At 47.7% G+C, this 13,715-nt stretch carries 9 protein-coding genes; 6 read left to right on the top strand and 3 right to left on the bottom strand.

The window, feature by feature from the left end; genetic code table 11:
* Positions 1 to 2 precede the first annotated feature (2 nt).
* Both recJ and K6Y21_RS05330 read left to right on the top strand, forming a co-directional pair.
* Complete coding sequence (gene recJ, locus K6Y21_RS05335; protein WP_233070743.1) at positions 3 to 1,724, top strand: single-stranded-DNA-specific exonuclease RecJ; 1,722 nt, start codon at positions 3 to 5, stop codon at positions 1,722 to 1,724.
* An 8-nt stretch (positions 1,725 to 1,732) separates the two neighbouring features.
* Positions 1,733 to 2,965, top strand: coding sequence for a glycosyltransferase (locus K6Y21_RS05330; protein WP_233070742.1), 1,233 nt, complete (start codon positions 1,733 to 1,735; stop codon positions 2,963 to 2,965).
* A 44-nt stretch (positions 2,966 to 3,009) separates the two neighbouring features.
* Here K6Y21_RS05330 and K6Y21_RS05325 read toward each other — a convergent pair whose 3' ends face one another.
* Positions 3,010 to 5,679, bottom strand: a complete 2,670-nt coding sequence (locus K6Y21_RS05325; RefSeq protein ID WP_233070741.1) for a hypothetical protein — start codon at positions 5,677 to 5,679, stop codon at positions 3,010 to 3,012.
* Between the two features lie 233 nt (positions 5,680 to 5,912).
* Between K6Y21_RS05325 and K6Y21_RS05320 the strand changes: the two genes are divergently transcribed.
* Positions 5,913 to 6,251 (top strand): hypothetical protein, encoded by a 339-nt coding sequence (locus K6Y21_RS05320; RefSeq protein WP_233070740.1) that lies wholly within the window; start codon positions 5,913 to 5,915, stop codon positions 6,249 to 6,251.
* Between the two features lie 17 nt (positions 6,252 to 6,268).
* On the opposite strand, the gene K6Y21_RS05315 is transcribed toward K6Y21_RS05320, so the two are convergent.
* Positions 6,269 to 6,928, bottom strand: a complete 660-nt coding sequence (locus K6Y21_RS05315) for a LysE family translocator (protein WP_233070739.1) — start codon at positions 6,926 to 6,928, stop codon at positions 6,269 to 6,271.
* 13 nt (positions 6,929 to 6,941) lie between these two features.
* Complete coding sequence (locus tag K6Y21_RS05310; RefSeq protein ID WP_233070738.1) at positions 6,942 to 9,848, bottom strand: transglycosylase domain-containing protein; 2,907 nt, start codon at positions 9,846 to 9,848, stop codon at positions 6,942 to 6,944.
* Positions 9,849 to 10,182: 334 nt separating this feature from the next.
* On the opposite strand from K6Y21_RS05310, the gene K6Y21_RS21395 reads away from it, so the two are divergent.
* The 3 genes from K6Y21_RS21395 (at position 10,183) to K6Y21_RS05295 (ending at position 13,714) form a co-directional block, all read left to right on the top strand.
* On the top strand, positions 10,183 to 11,136 hold the full coding sequence (locus tag K6Y21_RS21395; protein WP_349629466.1) for an AEC family transporter: 954 nt from the start codon (positions 10,183 to 10,185) through the stop codon (positions 11,134 to 11,136).
* 107 nt (positions 11,137 to 11,243) lie between these two features.
* On the top strand, positions 11,244 to 11,846 hold the full coding sequence (locus tag K6Y21_RS05300; protein WP_233070736.1) for a CDP-alcohol phosphatidyltransferase family protein: 603 nt from the start codon (positions 11,244 to 11,246) through the stop codon (positions 11,844 to 11,846).
* 44 nt (positions 11,847 to 11,890) lie between these two features.
* The gene (locus K6Y21_RS05295) at positions 11,891 to 13,714 is read left to right on the top strand and encodes a bifunctional alpha/beta hydrolase/class I SAM-dependent methyltransferase (protein ID WP_233070735.1); all 1,824 of its coding nucleotides are present in this window, start codon (positions 11,891 to 11,893) and stop codon (positions 13,712 to 13,714) included.
* The last annotated feature ends 1 nt before the right edge of the window (position 13,715 follow it).

Here is a 13,715-nt window from a genome sequence, read left to right as displayed (position 1 = left end):
TAATGGCGACATTTTCAATCCAGCGCCGTGAGCGGGTGGATGACAGCTTTTTACCCCCAGAGATCCCAGCCGTGTTACGGCAAATTTATGCTAGTCGCGGCATTACTTGTGCCAGTGAGCTAGCCACAGCCGCCAGCGCTTTATGCCCTCCTGGTACGATGCAAGGCATAGAGCGTGCCTGTCAGCTGCTTTTTGATGCCATCAACACCGGGCAACGCATTATTATTGTCGGCGACTTTGACGCCGATGGCGCTACCAGCACCGCTTTATGTGTGCTGGCCCTCAAAATGCTCGGCTGTCGCAATGTCGACTTTTTGGTGCCCAACCGGTTTGATTACGGCTATGGCTTAAGTCCTGAAACCGTACAGTTAGCCGCAGACAGGGGCGCGCAAGTCATCGTTACCGTGGATAACGGTATTTCCAGTATTCAAGGTGTGATGGCGGCCAAGCAACTGGGCTTAACCGTTGTGGTTACCGATCACCATTTACCGGGTAATGAGCTGCCGCCGGCCGATGCCATCGTAAACCCCAATCAACATGGTTGTGGTTTCCCAAGTAAAAACCTTGCCGGTGTCGGGGTTGCCTTTTATTTAATGTTGGCCCTGCGCCAATATATAAACGAGCGCGGCGGCTTTAATGGTGCGCCACCTAACTTGGCCAGTTTGCTCGATATTGTCGCCCTTGGCACGGTCGCGGATGTGGTCGCCCTTGATACCAATAATCGCATCTTAGTACATCAAGGCATCAGTCGTATTCGCGCCGGACATTGTCGTCCGGGCATACAAGCCCTGATTGAAGTGGCCGGCAGAAACCAGCAGCAACTGGTAGCCAGCGACTTGGGCTTTGCGCTAGGCCCGCGCATTAATGCGGCCGGTCGTCTTGATGAAATGAGTTTAGGGGTGTCGCTCTTGTTATGTGAGGAGCTGCCCCAAGCGCGCTCACTCGCCGTTGAACTGGATGCCTTAAATCGCGATCGCCGCGACATCGAAGGGGCAATGCAACAAGAAGCCATCAGCACCTTAGAGCGCCTTGAGCTGGATGAAGACGATTTACCGACAGCGATTTGTTTATATCAAGAAGATTGGCATCAGGGCGTGATAGGTTTGGTGGCCTCACGGATCAAGGAGCGCTACTACCGTCCTACCTTAGCGTTTGCCAGTGCGGGTGAAGGAGAAATTAAAGGCTCGGCGCGCTCCATTCCCGGCATTCATATGCGTGATATGCTGGATTCGGTGGATACCCAATATCCGGGCTTAATTACTAAGTTTGGTGGCCATGCCATGGCGGCGGGATTGTCTTTGCCTTTAGCGCACTTTGCTGATTTTAAAGCAGCGCTCAATAAAGTGGTTAATCAACACATTAGCCCTAGTGTGTTGCAGGGCAGCTTGTTAACCGATGGCGAGCTAAGTCCATCGGATTTCAATCTTGAGCTCGCCCAACAACTGAAATTTGCTGCGCCTTGGGGCCAAGCGTTCCCAGAGCCAATGTTTGACGGTAAATTTAAACTGTTGCAACAGCGTCTTGTTGGGCAAAAGCACTTAAAAATGGTGCTGGAGCCGGAGTCGGGCGGCGCTGCTATTGATGCTATTGCCTTTAATGTCGACTTAAACCTTTGGCCTAACCCCATGAACCGCTGGGTTGAGCTGGCTTATCGGTTAGACATCAATGAGTTTCGCGGCAATCGTAGCGTACAACTCATCGTTGAATTGATTAATCCTTTGTAAGGCATTCTATGCAAAAAGTTCTTGTGATTGGCTACGTGTGGCCAGAGCCCAATTCGTCGGCGGCTGGCAGCCATATGATGTCGTTACTGCGCTTATTTAAACAGCAAAACTGGCAAGTGACCTTTGCTAGCCCCGCGGCGCGCACCGAGCATATGGTGGATCTGGCGCAAGAGGGCATCGACGGCGTTAGTATCGCGCTAAATTGCAGCTCGTTTGATGTGTTTATTAGCGAGTTGCAGCCCGATATGGTGATGTTTGACCGCTTTATGATGGAAGAGCAATTTGGCTGGCGGGTAGAAAAAAACTGCCCTAATGCCATGCGGGTGCTTGATACAGAGGATTTACAGTGCCTGCGCCAAGCGCGTCATCAAGCGGTAAAGCAGCAGCGTGAGTTTGCCATCAGCGATTTAATGACGTCCGATCTGGCCATGCGTGAAATTGCCGCCATTTATCGCTGTGATTTGTCATTGATTATTTCAAGTTATGAAATGCACTTGCTTAAGCAGCACTTTAATATGGCGCCGGAGATCTTGCATCTCTTGCCGTTTATGGTGGCGCCCAAAGAAGTGAACCCAGTACCGTATGCACAGCGTCAGCACTTTGTTTCCATTGGTAATTTTCGCCATGCGCCGAATTGGGATGCGGTGCTGCAGTTAAGTCAGTTATGGCCAGAGATAAGACGCCAATGCCCAGAGGCTGAGCTGCATATTTATGGCTCTTATCCGCCGCCCAAGGCAACGGCCCTACATAACCCCAAAACGGGATTTATGGTCAAAGGGTGGGCCGAAGATGCCCATGCCGTGATGGCCAGTGCGCGAGTTTGCCTTGCGCCGCTGCGCTTTGGCGCGGGCATTAAGGGGAAGTTTATTGATGCCATGCAAATGGGCACACCAAGTGTCACCACACCCATTGGCAGTGAAGGTATGACAGACGAATTGCCGTGGCCCGGTAAGGTGGCTGAGACCGAGCAAGCATTTATTGCGGGTGCCGTCGCCTTGTATCAAGATGAGCAAACGTGGCAACAAGCCAGTGAGGCAGGGCAGGTGTTATTAACGCAAGTGTATGATGCTAAGACATTGGGGCAGGCCTTGGTTGCTAGATTGGCAGCGCTGCAAGCGAATTTAGCGACTCACCGACAAGGCAACTTTATCGGCGCCATGCTACTCCACCACAGCATGAAAAGTACCCAGTATATGTCGCAGTGGATTGAAGCGAAGAATCGTAACGAGATGGACGAGTAAAAAAATGCCGCCCGAGGGCGGCATTAGAATTAACTCATTTGTATTTAGTGGCGCGGTAGGCGAGTTTTATGTTTTGTTGTTTTCATTTCTGAATCCGGTGACATTTCATGCGCTACAAGCTTGAGCATTGCTCGATTTATTTTCCAATAAGTCTCTTCATAGGTATGGCCATCATAGCCTTTTTGTTGGCTGGTGTGACGCACCTTACAGGCATCAAATTGGCCTGCTGGGATACTTATTGTCTCTTTACCTAGATACTCTTCTGCACCATTGAACTCTGCCGTAATATAATCTTTTACATCGGCGCCTGGCTCAGCGTTATACAGAGGATAGGTTGAGAAATTGGAATAGCTAAAGGGAACAGGTTGGTTGAGCACCATTTGTTCAGGAACTCGCTCAAATAAGCCTGCTCGGGCTATACCCCAGCCACTATAGTTTCCTTGCTCATCAACAACTAAGTTGCCATCCCCATCAACCATTTCTTCCCCGTAATAAGTGTGATCGGACTGGTATATATTTACATGTCCAAAAGAGTCTCCTTCAGGAGAAACTGCTGACCAGAAAATAACTTGTAAATCCCCTGTCATATCTTCAACCCAGCTAGGTAGCCCTGTTACGTCTTTCGTATTTTGCAACCAAGAGCCAGTAAGGCTTGTTGTTTTGAAGGTTTCATAACGTTTGAATGTATCTGAATAATCGCCTGAAGCACGAGTTATCTCGGTATATTGCTCAAACTCATCACCGACTTTTGCTACATATCCTTTATCCGCCAAACTCGCCAAACAGCTGGCTAAGGTTTTTGGATGATAGAGGTCGAAATCGAATTTATTCACTATGTATTCTTGGGTCGCCTTATCGAATACATATTCACCATCCGCACTGTCCCGTGTTTCACTCCAAGTGACACGTACGTAGTTGTCAACCACAGTAAGGTATTGCTTGTTATCTTCTTCGTTAAAGTTATTCCAGCGGATATCATCGCGCATTGCGATGCTGTCAGGGAGGACGATTTCACGCAAGGTTTCACCGTGTACTGTGATATCTTGCCAAGTACCTACGGCTTCTAATTTAGTAAATTCGGCTTCACCCCATTTTTGGCTGTAAAAATGCACTTTGCCATCTTCGCTGAGCTCAACCGCTCCTTCGGCTTGGTCAAAACCCATCACATAATGTTTTTGACCAATAAACTCATCTAAGCTTTGCGCCCAGCTGCGTGTGCCATCGGCAGCGACAATTTCTGCTCCATTACACATGCCGTTAAGTTTTGATTTACGGTCATCATCACACCAATCACCTTCGTGGAAGCTATAATATTGCTCGATACTTGATTCGGTTTTCAATCGATACGCCATGGTATCGGCTGGGAAGGTGGCATCTTTTGGTAACACCTTAGACCAAGCACCATTACCGCCTGATTCTGCAAGGACAACGGCCACTTTTAGGTCACCAATATTAACTTGCTTCGCTGTTGCTGTTTCATTCAGCGCTGGCGTTTGCATCACGAGTTCAATGCTGCCATCGTCATTGATGTTCACGCTGACAATATCATCGTCTTCTGTTACCCAGCCATCAGCGGTGAGCATGCGCTGCAAGTAATCATCTTCTTCGCCATCGGCATCCATGACTTCCATTTCAAAGCCATCCATTGTTTCATTTAGGTAATAGATGGTTTCAATGGCGTTGCCTTCATCATCCAGTTGAAGGTTACCGTACTCGAGTTCAAGTTCACGATCGGCTTCTTTTTCACCGTAGAACCAGTGAATGCCATCTCCTTTGAGTAGCTCACCTAAATCAGCAGCAGTGGCCGATTTTTCTGCTTCGTTTTCGTCAATTTTGTCTTTTAGGTTCTCTTCATCAAGATCGATATGCTCTTCGTCAATTTCAGCTGCGATGGTTGTTGGGTCGAAGTCAGGCTCTTCTTCGCCTTCACCTACTTCACCTTGATTTTGTTCGGCTTCTGCCACTTTTTCGACAATGGTTTCAAGGGCTTTATTGACTTCTTCGACAATGATAGCGGTGAGCTCTTCAACACTAATGTCCGCACTTTGCGCCACTTGCTCTAAGGTTTCCGTGTTATCTGCGATAACGGTTGCAGTGACTTGTGCAATTTTATGTAGGGTGGCGTACTCTTGTTTTTCTTCTTCCGTTAGCTCTTCAGATTGTTGCGCGGCAACGTAATCTTCACTGACGTCTTTAGTCGTACCGAGTTTTTTCTTAACGGTTTCTTTGGCTTGCTCGGCCGTGCTGCCTTTTTCAATTTCGTTTTGTACTAATGTGGTAATCGGGCTGACAAAGTCAGATCCCGCTGGGGCTGTGAGTTTGTAAGACTTTTGAATCACGCCACCGTTTTCATCATCTAGGTTATCTTCGTCTTTGGTGACGTTCTCGATGACTTCTACCAATAAGGCTGCAGAATCGATTTGCTCTTGAGTGACGCCTTCTATAGTAAATACACCGCCTTCACCTGTGGTAGCGAAGGGCTCATCGTCATCACATTGTTTGTTGGCGTTCAAATCCAAACAGGCTTTAGCATCAACTAAATAACCATCTGCTGCTTTACCGCTAAAGCTTAATGGCTCTGGCGTTGGCTCTACGGTCGGTTCGATAGTTGGCTCGGGGGTGACTGTTGTTACATCACTGGAGCTGCTAGAGCCGCCACAAGCGGCGAGGGTGGTACAAATTACGGTGGCTAAAATAGAGCGTCTATACATCATTTGGTTATCTCCAAATTGTTATATGATAAAAAAATCATAAAAAGTATAGGCTAAGAATCCGTATTGGTTATTACATCGTTTATAAAATGAGATAAAGCGCATGAATAGTTAAAACTTAAGTATGAGATGAGTGATCTTCCTCGAGTTTGCCCAGTGACATCCATCAGTATTGCTTTCACTCAATCCTGAGTTGGCCTACACTAAAGTTAATTGAAGCCAACAAACCCACGCCAATGAACCTTGCTTCACCCTTATCCGATGACAAAAAACTAACCGTGTTGTTTCGCGTTGAACCCGGTTGCCTGGGGCCACAAGGTAAAGACTATATAGAAGATTTTTGCGCTTTTGCAGGCAAGGTTTTTGCCGATATTGATGCCGACTTTGTGCGTTGGCAAATTGTGCCCCGCTATGATAAATCCCTGCCGGAGACGCAATACCTTTTAGCAGGTAAACAGTTAACTTACCAACAAGCGTGTAAATACATGGCCTTGTTTGGCAAAGAGTTAGATGATTTTGAAATGCACCTTAATGAGAGGTTATCGCAATTGATAGACCAACACCTTGGCCGTTAACTGAAGGTTAAACGCTCTTAAGTCGGCGAATTGTCGACCAGTAGCATCGTCCCCAATGCAATTAAGATAGTGCCTGTTACGCCTTCCATCCACGTACTGAACCCACCTTGATTGAACCACTTTTTGCTCGTCTCGAGACTGGCTGCAATGGCACATTGCCATACCATGGCGATCACAAAGTGGATCCCTGCCAAGATGAAGGACTGCCAAAGGGGGGAATAATCGGGGTTAATAAATTGGGGTAAAAATGCCAGATAAAAAATGGCGGTTTTGGGGTTGAGCACATTCGAGATAAAGCCTTGCTGAAAATATTGCCTAGGTTGATGCGTTAATTTGGGCAGGGAGGACGCAGAGTCAATGGGGGGAGTGATTGCTGCCCTGCGCCCACGATTTTTGAGGATACTCACCAAGCTGCTGAGCCCAAGCCAGATTAAATATAAAGCGCCCGCCCACTTAATGACATTAAACCAATAGGCAGATTGAGCAAGGATTGCTGAGATACCGATGGCAGAGCAAAGAGCGTGGACAAATAAACCACAGCAAATGCCTAAACTGGTAACGTATCCGCTGAGGCCTGTGCCTTTGCTGGTATTGCGTATGACGAGGGCAGTATCCAATCCCGGAGTTAAGGTAAGCAAGGTGATCGCAATAATAAAGGCTTCAAAATTGACTATCATTGAACCGCTCCCATTAATGTAAACAATGCCCTTGATGCTGCGCTGCAACGGCGGCGTCATCGTCTAAATACGGGGCTATCATCGGGGCCATGCCCTTAAGCACTTGTGATGGTAAGGCGGAAGTAAAACTAAATTGCTCTGCCGCGTTACCGGCGACATAAGCCGTTAAGGTGCCAAAATACGATTCACCTATATAAAAGACTAAGGTTGCGGTGCGGTTACGTGCAACCGAGCGGGTCACTTGACCACTGCTATTGACGCTTTCTATGCGGTTATCACCGGTGCCGGTTTTCCCCCCAACCGTGAGTTGGGTGCCATCGTCCAATTGGAACACGCCAGCTAATCGTCTTGCCGTGCCGTTGTTAACTACCTGTGCAAGGGCCTGTTTTAGGGTATCGGCCACTTCTTTCATCATCACCCGCTCACCGGCAATGATTTGTGGGCTAAAGTGGGTTTCATAGGGGGTATCTTGGGCAAACGCTAAGCTTTGAATACGAACAGTTGGGTATTTTACCCCGCCATTTTGAATGATGCCGAGTAAGGTAGCCAGTGCCAGTGGACGATCGCCAGAGCTGCCTAGAGCGGTGGCGAGGGAAGGCACTAAATGTTGAAATGGATAGCCTAATTTAACCCAGCGTTGGTGGATATCCAAAAAGGCTTCAACTTCTAACATGGTGCGAATACGCGAGTCTCGTGCATTACGATGGCGAGTTTTAAAGAGCCAACCATAGACTTCTTGACGTTGTACTTGGCTGGCTTGAATGGCATCGTTGAAGGTCACTTGATCCGTTTGCATCAGGTAAGCCAGCAGCCACAGCTCAAGCGGGTGAACACGAGCAATATAACCTTGATCGGGCAGTGAATACTTACCTGGGGCATAACGTTGGTAAAGCTGATTTAGGGTTTTATTGTCAGGTGTTTGCGAGCCTAAACGTTGCTGCAGGAACTGCTGAAATTGGGCAAAAGTAGCATCAGGCAAAATATAGCGGTGCACGGCGGCGAGTCTCACCGGTGTTTGCTTTAAGCCATTTAAAAAGATATCCAACTGCTCAGTGTCGGTTTTGCCGGCATATTTTTTCCAAAAACGGCTCAAAAAGGCTTTGCCTTCACGGTCAGCAAAACGACTTAAGTATTCTTGGCGTTTAGGGTGCTTATCGTCGCTAAGTAAGCGGGCTCGGTTGATATCTTGATAAGTGCTATAGCGCACTATGTCACGCAGTAATCGCACAAATGGCAAGTTTAATGACAATCTGAGTGAGTCGGTAAGGGTGGCATTGAGCTTGTTATCTTGTGGGCTAAAGTTATGAAACACGTGAATGCCACCACCGGTAAAAAATTGCTCCGATGGGTTGGCTGAATACTTACGTGCCATGGCGGCATCGAGCATCTTGGTCAAACTTCGCTCAGGATTGGCGAGCAGGTAATTGATTGACCAACGGGTTAGGCTATCTTGTTGCTGGTTTGCCAGTTGTTTTAATTCCCCTTGCTCGGTGGTGGCATACTTTTGATGTAATTCGGCAATAATTTCTAAATAGGTGGTTAATACGCGAATTTTTGCCGTAGAGCCCAACTCAAGCTTGCTGCCCTCGTTGATATCAAAAGGTTGGTTGGTGTTATCGGTTTGTACCCGAACCTTAAAGCCTTGTGGAGACTGTTGCAGCAAGGTAAAGCTGTAATTGACCTGCGCGGTATGCGCTGGTGACAATAATCGATGACCGATAAGCCCCACTTGTTGCGCGATAGCGGGATCGGCTAGCTCGGCTAAAAACGTTGAAGCGGCACGCTGCAGTCGGATGTTCAAACTGGTGTTCGCCGTCAAATCCATGCGGTCAAGATCGTAAAATTGAGTGGCGAGCAATTGGCTCAGGCGTCCTCTCGCTAATTGTAAGCCCTTGCTACTGGCGACACGCATTAACGCTGGGTTACTTTTAAAATCACGAAATTGTGTTTTTGCCTCGAGCGCCGCCGCCATCAAGGGGCCTGTGATCATGCCTTGTTGCATAAAAAGGCGTATGTAACTGTCGGTTAATCTGGCTAACTCATCACGGCCTTTCGGGGCAAGGTAAAAAGATGGGCGACGATGGGCAATCATTAATGCTGTAATTTGACGCAGAGCTAAGCCGATATCTTTAAGGGTGTCATTTTGGTTACGCTTTGGGTCTAAAAGACGATTAACCTCTTGAAAATTGGCCCCGAACCAAACCCATAAGCCATCACCAATGCCATGTACCTCTCCGTAACTCGGTGCTGCAGACAAAGGCACTGAGTTTAAGTAAGCCCATACCACCAATTTTCTTGCCGCTAAGGTTTGTGGACCATGGTAATAAGCCCTCACGCTGGCTGACACCATTTGTTTGAGTTTTTCCACCGGGGAGTCGGTTAATCCATCGGCAGAGTGGCGATATTTTTCGACTTGGGTCGCGAGGGTGCTGCCCCCAGAAGATTGCCCAGACATGCCTAAAGCCTTTGTCACTTGACTTATCGCCGCTATGCCTAAGCGTGGCCAATCTACAGCGGGGTTGGCAAGGGGGTTTTTGCTGCTCAAAAGGTGACGGTTTTCAATGAAAAGCAACGACTGGATCACTAAAGGGGGAATGTCGGAAAAATCACTGTAATGGTGATAGGGGTAGTTAAACCGGTAAAAAGGAGCCCCACTGCAATCTTTTAACGTGAGCCCAGCTTGTACCTTCTCGGTATAAGGAGCAAAAAAGCCTTGCTGGGTGTAGTCATACAGGGCCGGTGAAAACCGAACTTGTTGTGATACTTCAAACCCTCGGGTTAATAATCTGGCTTGAATCTTAGGCAGAGAAACATAGCCTAAGCGCTCATCAAAAGGACCTTCACTTGGGAAAATAAGCTGCTCACTGGGCCCTGGCTCAAGTTGATAGTTGAGTGTGCGTGCATAGTCTGAAATAAACACAGATTGCAAATGTGAAGTCTTGGCTTCATAAATCCCAAGTGCAATTGCAACAAGAATAAAAATAATTAAAAGCCATTTAATCAGTCTCTTAACTGAGAAAGTAGGGCTTGGTTCGCGTTGCTCTTGTTCCATGGCTGTAGAGGAGACTTCCCTGACCTAAGTGACGATCATGATTGCGCTGTATGTTAACAGGTGAGCCCCCTTAATGGCAGGGGGAACAGAGAATTAAGTTGCCTTTTTAGTGATATTGGCCGATGTCACTCGCACGCTAGCCATCGCACTTCATTAAACTTTGCGATACCCTTGATGAGCCCTGTATTTTGATGTCTTATTGATGATTATTGTTCAAGTTATATGCCCTTTATTGTTGTTAAGTTTGTTCGGTTTTTTTCTGATCAAACGAGCCTGGGTGAGCCAAGTTCATGCGCGATATTTAAGCTATGCCGTGTTTAATCTTGGATTACCTGCCTTGTTATTCGTTAGCGCGGCTAAAGCGCAATTTCCGCAACCTGTCCCGTGGGTTTTTTTAGGTTGTTATTATGGCGTGGTGCTCGCACTATTTCTGCTGACCATTAAAATAGCGCGCAGATATTGGGGATTTAGCCAAGGCGCGCTGGGTGCATTTGCTATGACTGGTGTCTATTCAAACATCACCATCATTGGCATTCCTATCTGTGCGTATGGACTCGGCGAGGCTGCACTGGTGCCTTTACTTATGCTTATTTCAATTCATAACCTCGTGCTTTTTACTTTAGGTTTATTGGCGGTCCAATGGCAACATCTGTCTTTTCGGCGTTTTGGGCAAAGTGTTTGGTATATCATTAAGCAGTTGCTTCAAACCCCCATCACCGCCAGTTTATTACTTGGCTTGCTGTGTAACTTGTTTGGTGTTGAGCTCTTTCCTACCTTACTTCAAGGGTTGGGGTGGCTTGGTGAGTTGGCCATCCCGCTGGCTTTGGTTGTGTTAGGTATGTCATTAAGCCAATACCAAATTCAGGCCAAATTAGCCCCTGCGCTCTATCTGGTAATACTTAAAATGGGGATTTTCCCTTTATTGGTTGCGTTACTTGTCTTCATTTGTTTTGAGCTAGACCCGCTTTGGTCGACGACGGCGGTGATGGCGGCTTCCTTGCCCGTTGGGATCAGCTGTTATGGTTTTGCGCAGCGTTATATGAATGAGCCAAAGGGGGAACAGGTGGCGGCTCTTGTCGCTTCTTCGATTGTCATATCAACTTTGCTGAGTGTGGTGTCCTTGTCGGGGTTTTTAGTGATGGCGGGGTTAAACTAGTTTAATTTGTGTTCACAAAATTGTGATGGCTAAATTGACTGTTTAATCGTTTTTGATAAGCTCCTGCTTTTAATCAACTTTTGCGTCTTTACGCTGAGGGAGTTGGCTTGTCTATTTATTTGCTCAAGTCCCGTTTTCAAACTTGTCTTCGTCCACTGGTTGCTTGGCTGTATCAGCATAAGGTAACGGCTAATCAGGTGACCTTGCTGGCCATGATTATCTCTGCCTTGTTAGGTGCTTTCCTGTGCTTGGCTAGTGTCAGCCAAGCTTGGTTTTTACTCGTGCCCGTTTGGATGTTTTTACGCATGGCCTTTAATGCCATCGATGGCATGTTGGCGCGTGAATTTGGCCAGCAATCGCCTTTGGGCGCCTATCTGAATGAGCTCAGTGATGTACTAGCCGATGCGGCCTTACTGCTTCCCTTTGTCTTTATCCCTTTAGTCGATCCCGTTTGGGTGCTGGCCATTATCTTTTTCGCCACCTTGACGGAAATGGCGGGGGTATTGGGTTTAATGGTCGGTGCGTCAAGGCGTTATGATGGCCCTATGGGCAAAAGTGACAGGGCTTTTGTGTTTGGTTTGTTAGCCCTGTTATGGGGGCTAGATGTTATTTCTGAGCCTTGGTTTAACGCCATTTTGATTTTTACCTTGTTATTACTGCTGCCGACCTTGGTCAATCGCGTACGTGGCGGTTTAGCCGAGTTAAAGTGAATTAATTACCGCAAATTTGCGAATAACCTTTTTAGGAGCTTTACATGGATATGACTGCGAACGTTGTCAGCTCAAAGGCAAAAGATGATTTAGTCGTGTCGGAATCATTACCAACCAGCCCACAGCTTTTGAGTTTTACTTGCCATGATGGCACGGAATTGAAATACCGCTATTGGCCGGCAAAGTATGCGTCAGTGAAACAGAAAAAAAGCATCGTGATGTTTCACCGTGGTCATGAGCACAGTGGTCGCATGGAGCACTTGGTGGATGAGCTTGGTTTAGATGACTGTGACTTTTTTGCTTGGGATGCCAGAGGCCATGGTTTATCACCGGGTAAGCGGGGTGAAAGTCCTAGTTTTGGCACCAGCGTACGCGATATCCAAACCTTTATGGCGCATTTAAGTGCGAAGCATCAACTAGAAATGGAGCAAACCGTGGTGATCGCCCAAAGTGTTGGGGCGGTGCTTGCGGCCACTTGGGTGCATGATTATGCGCCTAAGCTGCGCGGTTTAGTGCTGGCATCACCGGCGTTTAGCATCAAATTGTATGTGCCCTTTGCCATTCCCGGATTACGATTACTGCATCAGTTAAAGGGCAACTTTTTTGTTAATAGCTATGTTAAGGCCAAGCTCCTAACCCATGATCCCAAGCGAATTGCTTCTTTTGAACAAGATCCACTTATTGCTCGGCCTATTTCGGTCAATATGCTATTGGGATTACATGATACGGCAAAACGCATTGTCGCTGATGCAGCGGCCATTTCTGTGCCTACTCAGATGTTTATCTCGGGCGCGGATTATGTGGTGCGCAAGGCGCCGCAGCGGACCTTTTTTGCCAACCTTGGCACCGAGTGTAAGGAATTACATGAACTACCCGGTTTTTATCATGATACCTTAGGCGAGCGTGACCGAGCATATGCCTTGGTTCGCATTAAACGTTTTGTGGAGCAGCGTTTTGCTCAGCCTTATCAAGAGCAAAGCCGACTTAATGCCGATAAAGAAGGCCATTTTTGCGCCGAGGCTGAAGCCTTAGCGACACCTTTACCCCATTCTTCGCTGCGCGATCTTGCTTGGCGTGGTTACCGTCAAATCCTTGCCTTTGCTGGTCGCTTTAGTGCGGGGATCAAGCTTGGCTTTGATACCGGTTTTGACTCGGGCAGTACCTTAGATTATGTCTATCGTAACCAGCCCACCGGCACCAATGAATTTGGTAAGCTCGTTGACAAAAATTACCTTAACTCTGTGGGGTGGCGCGGTATTCGCCAACGTAAGTTGCACCTTGAAGAGCTATTGGCTAAGGCGATGACAAAGCTGCAAGCAGAGCAGGGCGATGTGCGTATGCTCGATATTGCGGCCGGCCATGGCCGTTATATTCTTGAAGCCATCGCACAGGCCAAGGTGAAGCCAAGTTCTGTGCTGCTACGCGACTATAGCGATATTAATGTGCGTGATGGTCAAGCCTTGATTGAAGCCATGGGGCTAGGTGATATTGCTCAGTTTGTGCAAGGGGATGCGTTTGACCAAAGCAGTTTGGCAGGGATTGAGCCCAAACCAAATTTAGCAGTGGTGTCGGGGTTATATGAGTTATTTGGCGATAATGAGCTAGTGAGTCGCTCCCTTGCTGGGGTTGCGCAAGCCATCGAGCCGGGCGGCTATTTGGTTTATACCGGCCAACCTTGGCATCCGCAACTAGAGCTGATTGCCCGTGCCTTAACCAGCCATCGAGAGGGGCAAGCTTGGGTGATGCGCCGTCGTAGTCAGCAAGAAATGGATCAGCTGGTTGCCGCCGCAGGCTTTACCAAAATAGAGCAGCGCATTGATGAAATGGGTATTTTTACCGTATCGATCGCACAAAAACAGGATAGCTAGC

Source organism: Motilimonas eburnea (assembly GCF_021295345.1).
In the GTDB taxonomy this organism is placed as follows: Bacteria; Pseudomonadota; Gammaproteobacteria; order Enterobacterales; family CBDFNC01; genus Motilimonas; species Motilimonas eburnea.
This window is presented reverse-complemented; position numbering and strand designations above follow the sequence as displayed.

Bases quoted from the DNA above. Each gene is read 5' to 3' on its own strand.
- K6Y21_RS05330 (WP_233070742.1), top strand. From the start codon at position 1,733: ATGCAAAAAGTTCTTGTGATTGGCTACGTGTGGCCAGAGCCCAATTCG.
- K6Y21_RS05325 (WP_233070741.1), bottom strand. From the start codon at position 5,679: ATGATGTATAGACGCTCTATTTTAGCCACCGTAATTTGTACCACCCTC.
- K6Y21_RS21395 (WP_349629466.1), top strand. From the start codon at position 10,183: ATGATTATTGTTCAAGTTATATGCCCTTTATTGTTGTTAAGTTTGTTC.
- K6Y21_RS05320 (WP_233070740.1), top strand. From the start codon at position 5,913: ATGAACCTTGCTTCACCCTTATCCGATGACAAAAAACTAACCGTGTTG.
- recJ (WP_233070743.1), top strand. From the start codon at position 3: ATGGCGACATTTTCAATCCAGCGCCGTGAGCGGGTGGATGACAGCTTT.
- K6Y21_RS05315 (WP_233070739.1), bottom strand. From the start codon at position 6,928: ATGATAGTCAATTTTGAAGCCTTTATTATTGCGATCACCTTGCTTACC.
- K6Y21_RS05295 (WP_233070735.1), top strand. From the start codon at position 11,891: ATGGATATGACTGCGAACGTTGTCAGCTCAAAGGCAAAAGATGATTTA.